The organism is Cupriavidus sp. KK10 (assembly GCF_018223725.1).
GTDB classification, from domain to species: domain Bacteria; phylum Pseudomonadota; class Gammaproteobacteria; order Burkholderiales; family Burkholderiaceae; genus Cupriavidus; species Cupriavidus necator.
On sequence record NZ_CP073677.1, the window covers coordinates 2918657 to 2934695 of the forward strand.

Sequence of the window (16039 nt, forward strand, 5' to 3'; positions counted from 1 at the left end):
AGCCCGCCTGTGCCGCGGCTATGCCGAATCGCCGCGGCGCAAGCTGGCAAAATCCGCAGGACGTTTCCCCAGGAAGGCGGCAATGCCCTCCGCGGCTTCGGCGCTGCCCTGGGCCACGGCCATCGCGCCCCTTTCAGCCTCGAGTTGCTCATCGAGCGAGCGCTCGTGCGCATGGCGGCACAGCGCCTTGATTGATCCCAGTGCCTGCTGCGGGCCCTGGGCAAGCCGCACCGCCAGCGCGATCGCCGCCGCGCCGGCCTGGCCCGCCTCAACCAGTTGATTGACGACGCCGAAGTGCTGCAGTTGCTCGGCCGTGATGCGGTCGCCAGTCAACGCCAACTGCGTCAGCACCTGCCGCGAGAGGCTCTGCGCCAGCAGGCCGGTGATGCCGCCATCCGGTGTCAGCCCGACCTTCACATAGGCGATCGAGAACGCTGCGCCGGCGGAAGCCACCAGCAAATCGCAGGCCAGTGCCAGCGAGAAGCCCGCACCTGCCGCACCGCCTTCGACCGCTGCGACGATCGGCTTGGGAAAGTCGCGCAGCTTGCACACCACGTCGTGCAGATGCCCCAGCCTCTCGATGCGTTCCTCGTAGGTCAGTTCGCGCCGCTTGCTGATCAATTCCAGGTCGCCGCCCGCACAGAAGTAGTCGCCGGCCCCGGTCAGCACGATCGCGCCAACCGCCGGATCCTCTGCGGCATTGGCCAGTGCGGCGCGGATATTGTCGTAGAGATCCGCCGCGATGGCGTTGCGTTTGCCCGGATTGTTGATGGCAAGGACCAGCACGTTGCCTTCCGTGCGCTGCAACAGGGAGGAAAAGGTAGTCATGTCGTGATTCGTGATTTCCATGAATGGGCGAAGACTGCTCAGCCAGCAGTCTGGTGCGCAGCGCGCTGGCGCTGATAGACCTGCAGGTGGCAATATGCCGCACGGCTCAATGGAAGCTCATGCCCGTACCCGGCTGCGCGCTTGATGAGGTCGCCGACGATGGCGTCGGCTTCTATGCGTGGGGCGCCCTGCGCAATATCCCGCATCATCGAGGCAGCCCAGGTCGATGCTTCGTCCAGCAGTCGGGCCTGCATGGCAGTGACAACGGGTTCAGGGATGGCATGGCCGTACAGTTGCGCCACCGTGCGGCACTCCGCAATCGCGTCAAGCATCAGGCGGCGGCCATCCTGGGTCTTCATGATGTCCGCCACGGTCCCGCGCATCAGGCATGTCATCACTGCGCCTGCGGCAATCATGACCCACTTGTTCCACAGCTCCTGCCCGATGGCGCCCGATAGCTCACGCGTACCCGGCGCCCCGGACACCAGCGCATGGAAATCTGCGGCCAATGCCGACGCCTGCGCGGCGCGCGGGCCGACTACCAGCCGGTCCATGCGGCCGGCGTGCACGACGGTTCCGTCCGCCGCCAGCGTTGTCGCGATGTATGCGACTCCACCAAGCACGCGCTGCCTGCCAAAGCACTGGTCGAGCCGGTCATAGGCGTCAAGGCCGTTGAGCAGAGGCAATACCGCAGTGTCCCGGCCAACGGCCGGGCTGATGGTCTGGATCGCGTCGGCAAGGTCGTAGGCCTTGCATGCCAGCAGGACCAGGTCGAACTGCGCGGCGACCTGACCGGACAGGACCATTTTTACCGGGCGATGGAAGTCGCCGAGTTCGCTACGCACGGCCAGGCCAACCCGTTCCAGTGCCCGCGCGCGGCCGGGCCGCAACATGAAGGTGACATCTGCGCCCGCTTCGATCAGGCGCGCGCCATAGTAGCCGCCCATGGCCCCGGCACCGAGTACAAGGATCTTCATGATGCCTCTGCCTGCGCGGCGGCTGCGGGGCGTCGCTGGACGATCAGGTTGGCGGTGAAAACCTGCACTGGCTCGTCGGCCTGGTTGAAGGTTGTGGTACGCACCTTCACGATGCCCTGGTCGGGGCGCGATTTCGAAATCCGCACTTCCAGTATCTCGCTCTCGATATGCAGTTCATCGCCGGGGCGTACCGGTTTTGGCCAGCGCAGTTCCTCGAAGCCCGCGCCGAGGATGCCGCCTGCGGGCCGGAATTCGCCGTCGACCAGCAGGCGCATCGTCAGCGCAGCGGTATGCCAACCGCTCGCAGCCAGTCCACGAAATAGCGTGTCGCGGGCGGCTGCTTCATCGAGATGGAAAGGCTGCGGGTCGAACTCGGCAGCAAAGGCCTTGATCCTTTCAGGCTCGACGGTCAGACGTCCCGAACCGTATTTCTGGCCCGCCGCGAGGTCCTCAATGTATTGAATGTTCATTTTTGCTCCTCCAGAAGATTTGCCGCTGATCTCACCGATGCATGCACGCCCGTTACGGGAACAGACGGATCAGGCCAGCGCCTCGAGCGCCAGCGCAATCCCTTGTCCGCCGCCGATGCACAGCGTGACGATGCCGCGCCGTATGCCGTCGGCCCGCATGGCATGAAGCAGCCGAGTCGTCAGCACCGCGCCGGTCGCACCGATCGGATGGCCGTGGGCAATGGCGCCACCGTCAACGTTGATGATGTCGTGCGGCAATCCGAGCTCCACCGCGACAGCCAGCGGCACCGCGGCAAATGCTTCGTTGATCTCGATGCGTTCAATGTCGCCCAGCTCCCAGCCGGCGCGTTGCAGCGCCTGCCGCACCGCCGGGACCGGGCCCAGCCCGAACATGCCGGGCTCCACGGCCCCGACACCGTAAGCGACCAATCGTCCCAACGGCTCCAGCCCCCTGGCTTCAGCCAGCGAACGTTCGGCAATGATCATGGCCGCTGCGCCGCTGTTGAGCCCGGGCGCATTGCCGGCGGTAATCGTGCCGTCCGGGCGAAACGCCGGCTTGAGCCGGCCAAGCGTATCGAGGCTGGTATCAGGACGGTTGGCTTCGTCCACTTCGAACATGGCCGTACCGCCCTTCCCCTTGATGGTCACCCCGGCAATCTGGCCGGTGAATCGCCCATTCGCCTGCGCCAGCGCGAAATTTCGCTGCGAACGCTCGGCCCAGCGGTCCTGGGCCTCGCGGGTCAGCGCGTAGCGGGCGACAAGGTCCTCGGTATGCCATCCGGAGTGCTCACCGGAGAAGGCGTCAAACAGGCCGTCGTGCAGCATGCTGTCGTACAGGACGGAATCGCCCATGCGCTGCCCCCAGCGGCCGGACGGCATCAGGTAAGGCGCACGGTCCATGTTCTCCGTGCCGCCGGCGACAGCGATGTCGACATAGCCGAGCCGCACCTCGTCCGCGGCCGTTGCAATCGCCTGCGCTCCCGAGCCGCAGACGCGGTTGACGGTCATCGCGGGAACCGAAACTGGCAGCCCTGCGCCGATGGCAGCCTGCCGGGCCGGGTTCATGCGGTTGCCGGCCTGGATCACGTTTCCGAACACCACGCTGCCGACCTCGCCTGGATCGATTCCCGCCCGTGCCACGGTTGCCCGTATCGCCGCGGCGCCGATATCAGCCGCCGGAACGGCCTTCAGTGAGCCGTTGTAGGCGCCAATGGCGGTACGCACCGGTTGGCACAGCACGACATCTCTTGCATGCATCGCATTCTCCCTACCAAACAACCAGTTTCAATCGGCCGCACGCACTCCATGCGGTATGCGCCCGGTGGCCGGGCCTTGAAGGTTGGAACAAGAATTAGCTGCGCGGGAAATCCGGCTCAGGCTTCTGCCGAGCGCGACAGCCGCTGGCGCACGCGGTCGCTGGCGGCGGGGCCGGGCGCAAGGTAATAGTCGGCATCGGTGACCGGGCGCCCGTTGGCGGCGTCGACCAGCACAGGCTCCACGCGCGCGCCGGTGCGCCGGTTGGCCAACTGCACGCTCTCGCCTTCGGGCGCGAGATGCTTGTTGCCCCAAGCCAGCATCGCCAGCAGCACCTGGCGGAAATCGCGCCCGCGCTCGGTCAGGATGTACTCGGAGCGGGGTGGCCGGTCGCAGTACTGGCGACGCTCCAGCATGCCTTCTTCAACAAGTGAGTTCAGGCGACGGGTGAGCATATTGGGCGCGATAGCCAGGTTTTGCTGGAACTCGTCGAACCGGGTCACGCCGTAAAAGGCTTCGCGCAGGATCAATACGCTCCAGCTGTCGGCAACGCGGGCCGCGGTGCGCGCGATCGGACACGGCGTTTCGCCCAGTGGCTTCTTCTGCATGATTGGCTTCCTCGAAAGACCTACTTGCTATCGATTTGATAGTTAGTCTAGAGTAGTCACTATCAGCATGCAAGTCCGGTTTCCGCTTGTGCTGTATTCCGCGCCTATCAGGCACTGCAAGCACGCGTCTGCCCACACCGTCTGTGTGGAGGACGCTGCCCCAGGTGCTGATTCCGCACGCTGCGCGCCTCAACCATTTACTTCGCATGCGAACCACCTATATACTTCGCATGCGAACTTAATCGCGATGCGTGCACGGCAGGCGTGCAACTCTCACCTGGAGACCGACCAATGACCCCGGAAATCCGCGTTGACCTCACCGGCGGCGTGCTGACCCTAACGCTTGCCCGGCCGGACAAGATGAACGCCTTGACGAACGAGATGTACGGCGCACTTGCCGATACTATCGAGCAGGCACAGCAGAACCGGGCTATCCGGGTATTGCTGTTGCAGGGGGACGGGAACACCTTTACCGCCGGCAATGATCTCGGCGAATTCGCGGCGATCGCCTCGGGAAATGGCCCCAGCGAACGTCACGTGCATCGTTTCCTGCGCGCCCTTGCCAATTCGACCGTACCGATTGTCGCCGCGGTCAATGGCAAGGCCGTCGGCGTCGGGACCACCATGCTGCTGCATTGTGATTACGTCGTGCTCGGCCAGGACGCGCAACTGATCACGCCTTTCGTCAATCTCGCACTGGTTCCCGAAGCGGCTTCGAGTTACCTGCTCCCGCTGCGGATCGGACACGTCAGGGCCTTCGAGATGTTCGCGCTGGGCGAGCCGCTTGACGCGCAAACCGCCGTGGCATGGGGCATTGCGAACAAGGTTTGCGCCAATGACCAGCTGCGCACGGATGCGCGCCGGATGGCCGAGAAGATTGCCGCCAGGCCGGCGGGCTCCCTGAGCGCAATGAAACAGCTCATGCGTGATGCGGAAAAACTGCTTGCGCAGATGAACAGCGAAAGCGCCAGGTTCGAGGAGCGGCTGGCCAGTGCGGAAGCCCGGGAAGCATTCTCGGCCTTCGCCGAAAAATGCAAACCAGACTTCACCAGGGTTGCCGGGCAGTAAGTCGACTGCCTCGCTTTCCGGCCGCTGCCAGGCTACGCCTCGCCCTCGTCCGCGGCCGGAAACTTTGTCTGCAGGCTGGTCAGCCAGCGCGCCACCACGTCGATCTCGGCGGCGGTGAAACCTTCGGTCAGCCTGGCATTCAATACCTTCATGCTCGCCTTGGAACGCTGGCGCGCCAGGCGCCCTGCCTCCGTCAGCCACAGGCGCGAGGCACGGCCATCGTTCTCGTCCGGCCGGCGCTCGATCAGGCCGGCCCTTTCGGTCCGCTCCGCCAGGCCGCTCATCCCAGGCGCACCCAGGTCCAGCGCCGCGGCAGCCTCGCTCGTCAGCGCGCCATCGTTGCTGCCCAGGAAGAAAAGCAGTCCGGCCTGGGCTGATGTCACGCCACCCGCGGCAGTGCGCGCTTGTGACCAGCGGTGCAGGCGCCGCTGGCCCACGTTCAACAGGTAGACGAGGCGATGTTCCATGTCTGGTGCGCTATAAATGATGAGATTTCGTTCGCACGCGAATATTATCATGCGCCGGTGTCCCGAATAGCGTGAAGCGCAGCGCCCGGCCTGCACTTGCATTGATGCGAAGCTGTCGCCGTGCCGCCCTCCGTCACACGGCGGCCGACTCCGCGATGCGCCGCGCACGGGCGGCACGCTTGAGGGCTTGCGGCGGCTCGCCGAAGATCCGCAGGAACGCTCGCCGCATGCGCTCCGGGTCGGAGAAGCCGGTCTTGCTCGCGATGCGCTCGATTGTCAGCGCGTCGGCTTCCACGAGCACGCGGGCCATGTCGGCGCGCAAGCGCTCGATGGCACGTGCCGGGGATTGGCCCGTGCTCTGCCGGAACTCGCGGCTGAAATGTCGCGGGCTCATGTTGGCGGCGCTGGCGAGCTGCTCCACCGACAAATCCTGGTGCAGATGATTCCTGGCGTAGGTCAATGCCGCTTGTATGCGGTCTGACTTCGATTCCAGTTCCGACAGCATCGAGAACTGCGACTGCCCCCCGGCACGGCGGTGATGAACGACGAGCTTCTTCGCGACCGCCCGCGACACATCGGTCCCGAGGTCTTGCTCCACCAGCGCCAGTGCAAGGTCGATGCATGCCGTCATGCCGGCCGATGTCCACACCGTTCCGTCCCGAACAAAGATTCGGTCCTCCTCGACGCGCACCGCAGGAAAGCGCTGCTGGAGCGTCCTGGCATAGAGCCAATGCGTAGTAGCCCGCCGGCCGTTCAGGATGCCGGCCTCGGCAAAGATGAATGCCCCTGTGCAGATGCTGGCCATGCGCCTGGTCGGCTCGAGTGCCTCGCCAAGCAAGCGCAGCAGCCTGGGCGATGCCGCCGGCACGGAGGAAGCGCCCCCAACCATCAGCGTGTCGTAGGCCAGCGGATCCATCGCGGTGGTCTGGATCGCCGCGCCCATTGAACTCTGCACGGCCCCGCCGCTTTCCGAGACCACATGGATTTCGTAGGCGGGAACCCGCACTTCGAGGTTCGCCATCTCGAAGACTGACGCCGCCGCCATATCGAGCATCTGAAAGCCGGGGAAGAGGGCGAGTCCGATTCGGTTCATGTTGTCCTGAAACGAGGGAAGTTTGTCGTTCAGGACAAAGGCTAGGACCCTATGCTGAAACTGTCAATCCACTCCCGATGGACTTCTCCCAATGAGCGCTATCGACCATGCACAAGGTACCGAATGAACATCATCGCGTTGGCCTGCACAGCTGTCCTCGGTCTGCTTCTGTTCTCACTCGGACTCGCCACCTCGGTGCAGCGGTCCAGGATCGGCGTGCTGAGCGGCTACCCATCCGAGCCTGATCAACTGCTGGCACGGCTGATTCGCGCTCACGGCAACACCACCGAGTACGCGCCGTTCCTTGCGGTGCTCTTCCTGTACCTCGGCACTCAATATCCGCCTGGCTGGGCGGTCTGGTGCATGGCAGGTGCAACCGCCTGCCGCGTGCTCCTGGTGGTTGCACTGCTTGCCTGGCCCTCCATGTCCCGGCCGAATCCGGCCCGCGCGGTTGGTGCCCTGGGAACCTATGCCTTCGGGACAGCCCTTTGCGTGGCCGCCCTCACCGTCTGACCCGGGCTGCCGATGCCGGCCGGGCGGCCACCGTCCAATTCCATTAGTACCTGACCCTTAAGGGGGAATCGCATGAGGACATTGAAAACGTTCATCAGGACTGCAGCGCTTGTTGCCACCGTCAGCAGCCTTGCAGCCGCTGCGAGCACAGCCGCAGCCGCACCGGCTGCGGACAGCCGCACTACCACGGTGGTGTGCGTGCACGGCGCCTTTGCCGACGGATCGGCCTGGGACAAGGTCATTGCCCTGCTCCAGTCCAGGGGGCTTCATGTTGTATCGGTCCAGAACCCGCTGTCTTCCCTGGCCCACGACGTGGCCGCCACGCGCCGCGCGCTCGACATGCAGGCCGGACCGGTCGTGCTGGTGGGGCATTCCTGGGGCGGTGCGGTGATCTCTGAAGTCGGACAGCATGAGCGCGTCAAGGCCCTGGTCTATGTCGCAGCGTTTGCACCTTCGGAAAACCAGTCGGTGGCGGACCTGGCCAAGGACTACCCGAAACCCGAGGGATCCAACTTCATCGTCGCTGACAAGGACGGATTCCTGACGCTGACACCCGAGGGGATGTCCAAACACTTCGCCCAGGACGTGCCGGCGGCCCAGACCCGGATCATGGCGGCGACACAGGGACCCGTCAGCGGCAAGAGCTTCGAGGACAAGGTCACGGTTGCCGCATGGCGGACCAGGCCGTCCTGGTACATCCTCAGCGAGCAGGATCACATGATCCAGCCCGCCTTGCAGAAAGCGATGGCACAGAAGATCTCCGCCCGCATCGTGACACTACCGACGAGCCACGTACCGCAGCTGTCAAGGCCGAAGCAGGTTGCGGACGCCATCTACGCCGCCGCGGTGTATCAGCCGAAACCCGACGTGCACCCGCCAAAACCACGCCGCTGACCGGATTCCACTTTCCCTCTACCTGGTATCGATATGAAACTCCGCGTAACACGCACTGCACCTGCCATCGCCACGCTCGCTTTATGCCTGGCTCAATTGGCCTTGCCAAGCCACGCCCAGGCGTTGCCGGCCGCCGAAGGCGGCGCAATCCCGCAACGCGCGGCGGCCGAAGACGCATCCATTCGCCCCTTCCACGCCAGCTTCCCGCAAGCGGCACTGACCGACCTGCGCCAGCGTATCGCCGCCACGCGCTGGCCGGACCGCGAGACGGTATCCGATCAATCGCAGGGCGTGCAGCTGGCGAAGATCCAGGAACTGGTGCGCTATTGGGGCAACGACTACGACTGGTTCAAGGCAGAGCAAAAGCTGAACGCCTACCCCCAGTTCGTTACCAGGATCGACGGACTCGACATCCACTTCCTTCATGTGCGATCGCGCCATCCCAATGCGCTGCCGCTCGTCATCACCCACGGTTGGCCGGGCTCGGTCTTTGAACTGCTGAAGGTGATTGGCCCGCTCACCGATCCCACCGCCTATGGCGGCCGTGCCGAGGACGCCTTCGATGTAGTGATTCCGTCGATGCCCGGCTACGGCTTCTCCGGCAAACCCGTCGGCACCGGCTGGGGCCCCGACCGCATTGCAGGCGCGTGGGATGTGTTGATGAAGCGGCTGGGCTACACACGCTATGTGTCACAGGGCGGCGACTGGGGCTCGGTCGTGGCGCATGCGCAGGGCCGCCAGGCGCCACAGGGATTGCTCGGCATTCACGTCAATATGCCCGCCACCGTGCCAGCGGACGTCGCCCGCGCGCTGAAGAACGGCGAAGCGGCGCCGGCCGGCCTGTCCGCCGCCGAAAAGTCAGCCTTCGAGTCGATGAACAAGTTGTATACGCTGGGCGGCGGCTATGCCGCGATGATGGTGACCCGCCCACAGACCGTGGGCTATGGCCTGGCAGATTCCCCCGCAGGGCAGGCGGCATGGATGTATGACAAGTTTGCCGCCTGGACCTTCAGCGGAGGCAATCCCGAGCGCTCGCTGACCAGGGACGAGATGCTCGACGACATCACGCTCTACTGGCTCACCAACAGCGCCACGTCGTCCGCGCAGCTATATTGGGAGAACAACACCAACAACTTCAACGCAGCGGAGCAGATGACAGGACAGATCAAGGTGCCTGTAGGCGTGACGGTATTTCCCGGCGAGCTCTATCAAGCCCCGCGCACCTGGGCCGAGCGCGCCTACCCCAGGCTGACCTACTTCAACAAGGTCGACAAGGGAGGCCACTTCGCGGCATGGGAAGAGCCGCAGCTGTTCGCTCAAGAGCTGCGCGCAGCGTTCAGGTCTCTGCGCTGAGCGCGGCAGGCGGGCGGCGGCGGGTGCTGGGGCATGGCAATGCCCGCAGCGCCCGGGCCGCCCTTGTTTCGTGCCCGCTTATCCGGGCGCATGGTCCGGGGCATGCCGGACCATGCGCACCGATGGCCTGCGCCACCCAGCTCCGATGCCAGCGCCGACAGCGTCATGGCAGCCAGTATCAGCAATCTGCGCATTGCGCCCCTCATGCGTCAGCGCCTGTCTACATCGAGCACCGCCTGCGCAAATGCGGTGGGCGCTTCCTGCGGCGGGTTGTGGCCGATCCCGCCCGTCAGGTTCCGGTGCTCGTAGCGGCCCGTGAACTTGCTGGCATAGGCGCTCGGCTCGGGGTGCGGCGCGCCGTTGGCATCGCCTTCCATGGTGATGGTGGGCACGCCGATGGCGGGCGCCGTGGCGAGCCGCTTCTCGAAGTCGTCGAACCTGGCTTCGCCGCTGGCCAACCCCTGCCGCCAGCGGTAGTTGTGGATGGTGATTTCCACGTGGTCGGGATTGTCGAAGGCGGCGGCGCTGCGGTTGAACGTCGCATCATCGAACTGCCATTGCGGCGATGCCAGTTTCCAGATCAGCCTGGCGAACTGGTGCGTGTACTTCTGGTAGCCGGCGCGGCCCCGATCGGTGGAGAAATAGAACTGGTACCACCACTGGAGCTCGGCCTCAGGCGGTAGCGGCTGCTTGCCGGCTGCCTGGTTGCCGATCAGGTAGCCGCTGACCGAGACCAGCCCCCTGCAGCGGTCCGGCCAGATCGCCGCCATGATGTCGGCGGTGCGCGCGCCCCAGTCAAAGCCGGCCACTACGGCATTGCGGATATTCAGCGCGTCCATCAGCGCGATCATGTCGGCGGCTATCGCTACGGGCTGGCCGTTGCGCATGGTGTCGGCAGACAGGAAGGACGTCGAGCCGAAGCCACGCAGGTGGGGAATGATCACCCGATAGCCGCGGGCCGCAAGCAGCGGTGCCACGTCGACAAAGCTGTGGATGTCGTAGGGCCAGCCGTGCAGCAGCAGCGCGACCGGCCCTGTGGCAGGGCCGGCCTCGGCGTAGCCGATATTGAGCACGCCGGCGTTGACGTGCTTGACCGGCGCGAAGCTGGCATGGGTGCCCGGCGTGGTCAAGGGCAGCGCCGGCGCCTTCGACACACCGGTTTGCGCGCGGGCGGCCTGCGGCAGCCCGAACGGCGCGGAGGCCAGCGTCACTGCCGCTGCACCCAGAAAGCCTCGACGAGGTAGATCGACTGTCTTCGACATTTTCTTCTCCTGTTTGCGTGATCAATGTGAGCACGAGTCTAGGCGGCCACGGCACGCGGCATGTGTCGGATTTCAGGGGATTTGTATCGCTGTGTATTGATCCGCGATGGCGACATACTTGGATACAAAGCAGCCCGGCTGACGGACTGCCACGCCAGTCAAGCGGACTCTCCCTGCGGCACGCCTTGCGGCATTGGCCTGTTGCCCTGATCTGGAAGATTGCAATAAGCATTACCTGCACGAGCGCACGCCACACCGTTGTCGCGCGGGCGCTCCCCCGCATAAGCCACCGTGGCGCTCGCCGCGATCAGCGCGGCAGACAGGAAGCGCTTGCACAGACTGATTGTCATGGTCATTCCCTCATCAATGCGCGTCTGCCGACGGACCCTTCGGCGCTCCAACCTTGCGCATCAGCGGCACCATGGCGGTGGCGATCGCGAAGCAGACCAGGATCAGCAGGAAAATGTCGCCAAAGGTCTGGGTCTGCGCCTCGCGCCAGGCCAGCGCCCACAATTGCCTGAGGGCCGCGGTCTGCGCATCGAGGGCATCGTGCCCGACCGCCACGAACTGGTCGCTGATCCCTTGCAACAGGTTGCCCATGGCTTCATTGCGGATGTTCAGGTGCTCTGCCTCGCGCAGGAAGTGCATGTTGCCGCGGTTGTTGAGGGCGGTCGCGCAGGCCGCGATGCCGATGGCCCCGCCCAGGTTGCGCATCAGGTTGAACAGCCCGGACGCAAGCTTGAGCCGCGCCGGCGGCAGGCTGCCCAAGGTCAGTGTCACCGTGGGCGCCACCGCGAACTGCTGGCCCATGCCGCGCAGCGCCTGCGGCAGCAGCAGCTGCGCCGCGCCCCAGTCGTGCGTGATGGGCGCGAAGTACCACATCGACACCGCGAACAGCCCCAGGCCGATCATCATCAGCCAGCGCAGGTCGACCCGGTTGGCCAGGAAGGCATAGAGCGGGATCGACGCCATCTGGAACACGCCGGTGGAAAACACCGCCAGCCCGATATCGAGCGCGCTGAAGCCGCGCACGCGCCCCAGGAACAGCGGCGTCAGGTAGATGGTGGCAAAGATGCCGATGCCGGTGACAAAGGAAAAGAAGCAGCCAAGCGCGAAGTTCCGGTCCTTGAGCGCGCGCAGGTCCACCACGGGGTTGGCATAGGTCAGCGTGCGCCAGATGAAGCCCACGCCCGACAGGCCGGAGATCCAGGCGGTGGCCAGGATCACGTCGTCGCCGAACCAGTCCCAGCGCGGCCCTTCCTCCAGCGTGTATTCGAGGCAACCCAGGAACAGCGCCATCAGCACCATGCCCAGGTAATCGGCACCGCGCACCAGCGACCAGTCGGGCCGGTCGACCTTGACCAGCAGCGGCACGGCGACGGTGACGAAGATGCCCGGCACCAGGTTGATGAAGAACAGCCAGTGCCAGGAATAGTGATCGGTGATCCAGCCGCCGATGGTGGGCCCCAGCGTCGGCGCCAGCGAGGCCAGCCCGCCGACCGTGGCAGCGGCGATGACACGCTGGGGGCCGACGAAGAAGGCAAAGGCCGTGGTGAACACCATCGGGATCATCGAGCCGCCCAGGAAACCCTGCAGCGCCCGGAACACGATCATGCTGTTGATGTCCCACGCCACCCCGCACAGCAGGCTGGCCACCGTGAAGCCCGCCGCGGAGGCGGCGAACAGCCAGCGCGTCGACATCACGCGCGACAGCCAGCCGGACAAGGGAATCACGATGATCTCGGCGATCAGGTAGCTGGTCTGCACCCACACGGTTTCATCGGCGCCGGCCGAGAGCGCGCCGCCGATATCGCGCAACGAGGCGGAGACAATCTGGATATCCAGCAAGGCGATGAACATGCCCACGCACATCGTGCTGAAGGCGAACACCTTGGCGGCAGTGGACATCTCGTCCGGCATCGCCACGGCGGACGCAGGGGTGGTCAGGGTGGCCGTGGTCATCACTGCACCTGCTTGCCTGGCTGCGTGTTGACCTGGGCGATCACCGACAGCCCCGGGCGCAGGACGCCAAGCCGGGCGTCCTGCTCGTCCAGGCGGATCCGCACCGGCACGCGCTGGACGATCTTGGTGAAGTTGCCGGTGGCATTCTCCGGCGGCAACACGCTGAACTGCGCACCGGTGGCCGGCGCCAGGCTGGCGACGTGGCCATGGAAGACCCGCCCCGGCAGCACATCGGCTTCAATTTCGACCGCCATGCCGGGGCGCATGTGCGCCAGTTGCCCTTCCTTGAAGTTGGCGTCCACCCACAGCCCGCTGGCCGGCACGATGGACAGCAACTGGCTGCCGGCACCGGCAAAGGCGCCGACGCGGGCGCGCCGGTTGCCCACGGTGCCATCCACGGGCGCGCGCAGTTCCGTATAGCCAAGATTCAGCTTCGCGATGTCGCGCTCGGCGGTCGCCTGCGCCAGTGACGCCTGCGCCTGCTGCTTCTGCGTGCCGATCACGTCCAGCTGGCGCTGCGCGGCCAGCAGCGCGGCACGCGCCTTCTCGCCATTGGCCTGGGCCTGCTTGTAGTCCGAGTCAGCCTTCTGCGAGCTCTGGATGGAGACAGCCGCCTTCGCCACCAGGCTGGCGTAGCGCACCTGGTCGTCGCGCGCCCGTACGGTGTCTGCATTAGTCGCCGAGATGCCGGCCTTGGCCTGGGCGATGACCGCCTCCTGCAGGCGCGCGGTGGCATCCAGGTTTGCCAGCAGTGCCTGTTGCGCCGCCACGGCGCCTTCGGCCTTGGCCAGTGCGGCGCGGTAGTCGCGGTCGTCGATGCGCACCAGCACATCGCCCGCGTGGACCGTCTGGTTGTCCGTCACCGCGACTTCCGCGATGTAGCCCCCGACCTTGGCGCCGATCACCGTGACATCGCCGCCAACGTAGGCGTCGTCGGTACGCTGCAGGTGGCGAGCCGATGTCCACCAGTGGTAGCCGTATCCGATCGCGGCCAATCCGGCCACAACCAGCGCGCCGGTCGCCAGCAGCCGCTTGGGGCTGGCCTTGGATTTCGAAGCGGGAACGGGTTCGGTACCCGCCCGTTCAGTCAGCGTATTACTGCTCATGGCACTTCCTTTCTGCTTTCAGGACTTATCCCGCCTGCGAGGCGGCATGGGTGGAGGGTTCGGTAGGGTTCGGGAGAGTTCGGGTCAGGCTTCGGCCGAGCGGTCCAGCCGGCGCCGCAGGCCGTCGGTAGCCGCCGGCCCGGGGGCGATGTGGAAATCGGGGTCGGTGACGGGGCGACCGCTGGCGGCATCGACCAGTACCGGCTCGACACGCTCGCCAGTGAGTCGGTTGGCCAGCTGCACGCTTTGGCCCTCGGGCGCGAGATGCTTGTTGGCCCAGGCCAGCATGGCCAGCAGGACCGGGCGGAAGTCATGGCCGCGCTCGGTCAGGATGTACTCGGAACGCGGCGGGCGGTCGCAGTACGGGCGGCGCTCCAGCATGCCGTCCTCCACCAGCGAGTGCAGGCGGCGGGTCAGCATGTTGGGGGCGATGCCCAGGTTCTGCTGGAACTCATCAAAGCGCGTCACGCCGTAGAACGCTTCGCGCAGGATCAGGACGCTCCAGCTGTCGGCAACGCGGGCCACCGTGCGAGCGATGGGGCAAGGCGTATCAGCAAGCGGCTTTCTGTGCATGACTGGCTTCCTCGGAAAATGTGGTTGCTATCAATTTGAAAGTTAGTCTAGAGTAGCAACTATCATCATGCAAGTTAGTTTTTGGCTTGTGCTTTATTCGTCGCTGTTGAAAGGTGTCCGTCATGCCCCAAAGTCCATTCCGTCCCCCGCTCCGGCGCACCCGCGCCGGTATCGCCCGCCTCCTGCCCACCCTGCTTGCGGCCAGCGCCGCGGCCGCCCTGGTGGCCTGCGCTGCCGGCCCCGATTACCACATGCCGGCCTCGGATATGCCTGCGGCCTACCCGCACGCAGCGGCGCTGGACGCCCGCGAGGCCCCGCAGCCCGCGCCGTCACTGGACAGCTGGTGGCTGGGCTTTGACGATCCCGCGCTGACGCGCGTCATCCAGCGCGCGCTGGAGCAGAACCTGGACCTGGCGGCGGCGATTGCGCGGGTCGACCAGGCGCGCGCCGCGGCCAGCCACGCCGGCGCTGAACTGCTGCCGCAGGCCTCGTTGTCCGGCAGCGTGGCCACGCAGCGCCAGTCGCTGGAGGGGCCTTTGGGCAGCCTCGGCAAGAACGCGCCGGGTTTTGACCGCAACAAGACGGTGTACAGCGCTGGTGTGGGGGCAAGCTGGGAGATCGACGTGGCCGGCGGCCTGCGGCGCGGCGCCGAGGCCGCCAGCGCGGAGGCCCAGGCCGCGGAAGCCGAGCACATGGGCGTGCGCGTGCTGGTGGCCGCCGAAGCGGCCGATGCCTACTTCCGTGTGCGCGGCGCGCAGCAGCGCATCGCCATCGCGCAACAGCAGGTGCGGACCAATGCCAAGCTGCTTGAACTGGTGCAGCTGCGGCTGGCCGACGGCATTGGCGCCGAGCGGGAACGGGCCCAGGCGGAAGCACAGCTGGCACAGACCCGCGTGACCATCCCGCCGCTGCAGATCGAGCTGGAGACACAGCTGAACCGGCTCGATGTCTTGATGGGCGCGCATCCGGGCACCTATGCCGCCGAACTCCTGACGCCAACCGAGCGCACCGCCGTGCCGCAGATCGCCGTGGCGCAAGGTCCGGCCAACCTGCTGCAACGCCGCCCGGACGTGATTGCCGCGGAGCGCCGGCTGGCGGCATCCAGTGCCCGCATCGGCGTGGCCACTGCCGAGTACTACCCGAAGCTGTCGCTGTCAGCGCTGCTCGGCTTCGAGAGCCTCTCCGCCGGCAAGCTGTTCACCGGGTCCGCCTTCCAGCCCGCCACGATCGCGGGACTGCGCTGGCGCCTGTTCGACTTCGGCCGGGTCGACGCCGAAGTGGCGCAGGCCAAGGGCGCCAACGCCGAGGCCCTGGCCACCTACCGCAAGGCCATGCTGCGCGCCACCGAGGACGTGGAGAACGCGATCATTACGCTGACCCAGCTGGAGTTGCAGGGCAAGGAGCTGACCGTGGAAGTGGCTGCGCACGCGCGCTCGCGCGGCGCCGCCGAGGACGCCTACAAGGGCGGCGCGGTCAGCCTGTTCGAAGTGCTGGAGGAAGACCGCCTGCTGCTGGCGGCGCGCGACCAGCAGGCACGTGTGGGCGCCGACAATGCCCGCGCGGCGGTGGCAACGTTCCGTGCGCTGGGGGGCGGCTGGTAACGTAGCGGGC

General features: G+C 66.0%; 17 protein-coding genes. 5 read left to right on the forward strand and 12 right to left on the reverse strand.

Features of this window, described 5'->3' with window-relative positions; translation table 11 throughout:
• Positions 1-18 precede the first annotated feature (18 nt).
• From KB879_RS13810 to KB879_RS13830, 5 genes are all read right to left on the reverse strand, one after another.
• Positions 19-828 (reverse strand): oxepin-CoA hydrolase, alternative type, encoded by an 810-nt coding sequence (locus KB879_RS13810; RefSeq protein ID WP_211981751.1) that lies wholly within the window; start codon positions 826-828, stop codon positions 19-21.
• A 38-nt stretch (positions 829-866) separates the two neighbouring features.
• Positions 867-1805, reverse strand: coding sequence for a 2-dehydropantoate 2-reductase (locus tag KB879_RS13815; RefSeq protein WP_211981754.1), 939 nt, complete (start codon positions 1803-1805; stop codon positions 867-869).
• Positions 1802-2275, reverse strand: coding sequence for a MaoC family dehydratase (locus KB879_RS13820; protein ID WP_114130565.1), 474 nt, complete (start codon positions 2273-2275; stop codon positions 1802-1804). Before KB879_RS13820 ends, KB879_RS13815 begins: the two co-directional genes overlap by 4 nt.
• Positions 2276-2344: 69 nt before the next feature.
• Positions 2345-3532, reverse strand: a complete 1188-nt coding sequence (locus KB879_RS13825) for a thiolase family protein (protein WP_211981756.1) — start codon at positions 3530-3532, stop codon at positions 2345-2347.
• 116 nt (positions 3533-3648) lie between these two features.
• Positions 3649-4137: a helix-turn-helix domain-containing protein gene (locus tag KB879_RS13830; RefSeq protein ID WP_211981759.1), complete on the reverse strand. Its 489-nt coding sequence runs from the start codon at positions 4135-4137 to the stop codon at positions 3649-3651.
• A gap of 291 nt (positions 4138-4428) precedes the next feature.
• Here KB879_RS13830 and KB879_RS13835 point away from each other — a divergent pair, with 291 nt between their 5' ends.
• Positions 4429-5205: an enoyl-CoA hydratase gene (locus KB879_RS13835; protein ID WP_211981761.1), complete on the forward strand. Its 777-nt coding sequence runs from the start codon at positions 4429-4431 to the stop codon at positions 5203-5205.
• A gap of 32 nt (positions 5206-5237) precedes the next feature.
• On the opposite strand, the gene KB879_RS13840 is transcribed toward KB879_RS13835, so the two are convergent.
• Together KB879_RS13840 and KB879_RS13845 are read right to left on the reverse strand one after the other, a co-directional pair.
• The gene (locus KB879_RS13840) at positions 5238-5672 is read right to left on the reverse strand and encodes a MarR family winged helix-turn-helix transcriptional regulator (protein ID WP_211981763.1); all 435 of its coding nucleotides are present in this window, start codon (positions 5670-5672) and stop codon (positions 5238-5240) included.
• A gap of 133 nt (positions 5673-5805) precedes the next feature.
• Positions 5806-6765, reverse strand: coding sequence for a GlxA family transcriptional regulator (locus tag KB879_RS13845; RefSeq protein WP_211981765.1), 960 nt, complete (start codon positions 6763-6765; stop codon positions 5806-5808).
• A 123-nt stretch (positions 6766-6888) separates the two neighbouring features.
• Between KB879_RS13845 and KB879_RS13850 the strand changes: the two genes are divergently transcribed.
• The 3 genes from KB879_RS13850 to KB879_RS13860 all read left to right on the forward strand — a co-directional run bounded on the left by KB879_RS13850 (position 6889) and on the right by KB879_RS13860 (position 9525).
• Positions 6889-7278 (forward strand): MAPEG family protein, encoded by a 390-nt coding sequence (locus KB879_RS13850; RefSeq protein WP_211981767.1) that lies wholly within the window; start codon positions 6889-6891, stop codon positions 7276-7278.
• A gap of 72 nt (positions 7279-7350) precedes the next feature.
• Positions 7351-8172 carry an alpha/beta fold hydrolase gene (locus KB879_RS13855; RefSeq protein ID WP_211981769.1) on the forward strand — a complete coding sequence of 274 codons (822 nt, stop codon included), beginning with the start codon at positions 7351-7353 and terminating at the stop codon, positions 8170-8172.
• A 33-nt stretch (positions 8173-8205) separates the two neighbouring features.
• Complete coding sequence (locus KB879_RS13860; RefSeq protein ID WP_211981770.1) at positions 8206-9525, forward strand: epoxide hydrolase family protein; 1320 nt, start codon at positions 8206-8208, stop codon at positions 9523-9525.
• 209 nt (positions 9526-9734) lie between these two features.
• Here KB879_RS13860 and KB879_RS13865 read toward each other — a convergent pair whose 3' ends face one another.
• The 5 genes from KB879_RS13865 to KB879_RS13885 all read right to left on the reverse strand — a co-directional run bounded on the left by KB879_RS13865 (position 9735) and on the right by KB879_RS13885 (position 14428).
• Complete coding sequence (locus KB879_RS13865) at positions 9735-10787, reverse strand: alpha/beta fold hydrolase (RefSeq protein ID WP_211981771.1); 1053 nt, start codon at positions 10785-10787, stop codon at positions 9735-9737.
• Positions 10788-10945: 158 nt separating this feature from the next.
• Positions 10946-11137, reverse strand: a complete 192-nt coding sequence (locus KB879_RS13870) for a hypothetical protein (protein WP_211981772.1) — start codon at positions 11135-11137, stop codon at positions 10946-10948.
• 13 nt (positions 11138-11150) lie between these two features.
• Positions 11151-12749: a DHA2 family efflux MFS transporter permease subunit gene (locus KB879_RS13875; protein ID WP_371827404.1), complete on the reverse strand. Its 1599-nt coding sequence runs from the start codon at positions 12747-12749 to the stop codon at positions 11151-11153.
• The gene (locus KB879_RS13880) at positions 12749-13855 is read right to left on the reverse strand and encodes an HlyD family secretion protein (protein ID WP_211981773.1); all 1107 of its coding nucleotides are present in this window, start codon (positions 13853-13855) and stop codon (positions 12749-12751) included. Before KB879_RS13880 ends, KB879_RS13875 begins: the two co-directional genes overlap by 1 nt.
• An 84-nt stretch (positions 13856-13939) precedes the next feature.
• The gene (locus tag KB879_RS13885; RefSeq protein WP_211981774.1) at positions 13940-14428 is read right to left on the reverse strand and encodes a helix-turn-helix domain-containing protein; all 489 of its coding nucleotides are present in this window, start codon (positions 14426-14428) and stop codon (positions 13940-13942) included.
• 122 nt (positions 14429-14550) lie between these two features.
• Between KB879_RS13885 and KB879_RS13890 the strand changes: the two genes are divergently transcribed.
• Entirely contained in the window at positions 14551-16029 is a 1479-nt protein-coding gene (locus KB879_RS13890; protein WP_211981775.1) for an efflux transporter outer membrane subunit, read from the forward strand.
• Positions 16030-16039: the final 10 nt, after the last annotated feature.

What these genes read in the sequence shown, in the direction of transcription:
- KB879_RS13810 (WP_211981751.1), bottom strand. Translation starts at nt 828, where the DNA reads ATGACTACCTTTTCCTCCCTGTTGCAGCGCACGGAAGGCAACGTGCTG.
- KB879_RS13815 (WP_211981754.1), bottom strand. Translation starts at nt 1,805, where the DNA reads ATGAAGATCCTTGTACTCGGTGCCGGGGCCATGGGCGGCTACTATGGC.
- KB879_RS13820 (WP_114130565.1), bottom strand. Translation starts at nt 2,275, where the DNA reads ATGAACATTCAATACATTGAGGACCTCGCGGCGGGCCAGAAATACGGT.
- KB879_RS13825 (WP_211981756.1), bottom strand. Translation starts at nt 3,532, where the DNA reads ATGCATGCAAGAGATGTCGTGCTGTGCCAACCGGTGCGTACCGCCATT.
- KB879_RS13830 (WP_211981759.1), bottom strand. Translation starts at nt 4,137, where the DNA reads ATGCAGAAGAAGCCACTGGGCGAAACGCCGTGTCCGATCGCGCGCACC.
- KB879_RS13835 (WP_211981761.1), top strand. Translation starts at nt 4,429, where the DNA reads ATGACCCCGGAAATCCGCGTTGACCTCACCGGCGGCGTGCTGACCCTA.
- KB879_RS13840 (WP_211981763.1), bottom strand. Translation starts at nt 5,672, where the DNA reads ATGGAACATCGCCTCGTCTACCTGTTGAACGTGGGCCAGCGGCGCCTG.
- KB879_RS13845 (WP_211981765.1), bottom strand. Translation starts at nt 6,765, where the DNA reads ATGAACCGAATCGGACTCGCCCTCTTCCCCGGCTTTCAGATGCTCGAT.
- KB879_RS13850 (WP_211981767.1), top strand. Translation starts at nt 6,889, where the DNA reads ATGAACATCATCGCGTTGGCCTGCACAGCTGTCCTCGGTCTGCTTCTG.
- KB879_RS13855 (WP_211981769.1), top strand. Translation starts at nt 7,351, where the DNA reads ATGAGGACATTGAAAACGTTCATCAGGACTGCAGCGCTTGTTGCCACC.
- KB879_RS13860 (WP_211981770.1), top strand. Translation starts at nt 8,206, where the DNA reads ATGAAACTCCGCGTAACACGCACTGCACCTGCCATCGCCACGCTCGCT.
- KB879_RS13865 (WP_211981771.1), bottom strand. Translation starts at nt 10,787, where the DNA reads ATGTCGAAGACAGTCGATCTACCTCGTCGAGGCTTTCTGGGTGCAGCG.
- KB879_RS13870 (WP_211981772.1), bottom strand. Translation starts at nt 11,137, where the DNA reads ATGACAATCAGTCTGTGCAAGCGCTTCCTGTCTGCCGCGCTGATCGCG.
- KB879_RS13875 (WP_371827404.1), bottom strand. Translation starts at nt 12,749, where the DNA reads ATGACCACGGCCACCCTGACCACCCCTGCGTCCGCCGTGGCGATGCCG.
- KB879_RS13880 (WP_211981773.1), bottom strand. Translation starts at nt 13,855, where the DNA reads ATGAGCAGTAATACGCTGACTGAACGGGCGGGTACCGAACCCGTTCCC.
- KB879_RS13885 (WP_211981774.1), bottom strand. Translation starts at nt 14,428, where the DNA reads ATGCACAGAAAGCCGCTTGCTGATACGCCTTGCCCCATCGCTCGCACG.
- KB879_RS13890 (WP_211981775.1), top strand. Translation starts at nt 14,551, where the DNA reads ATGCCCCAAAGTCCATTCCGTCCCCCGCTCCGGCGCACCCGCGCCGGT.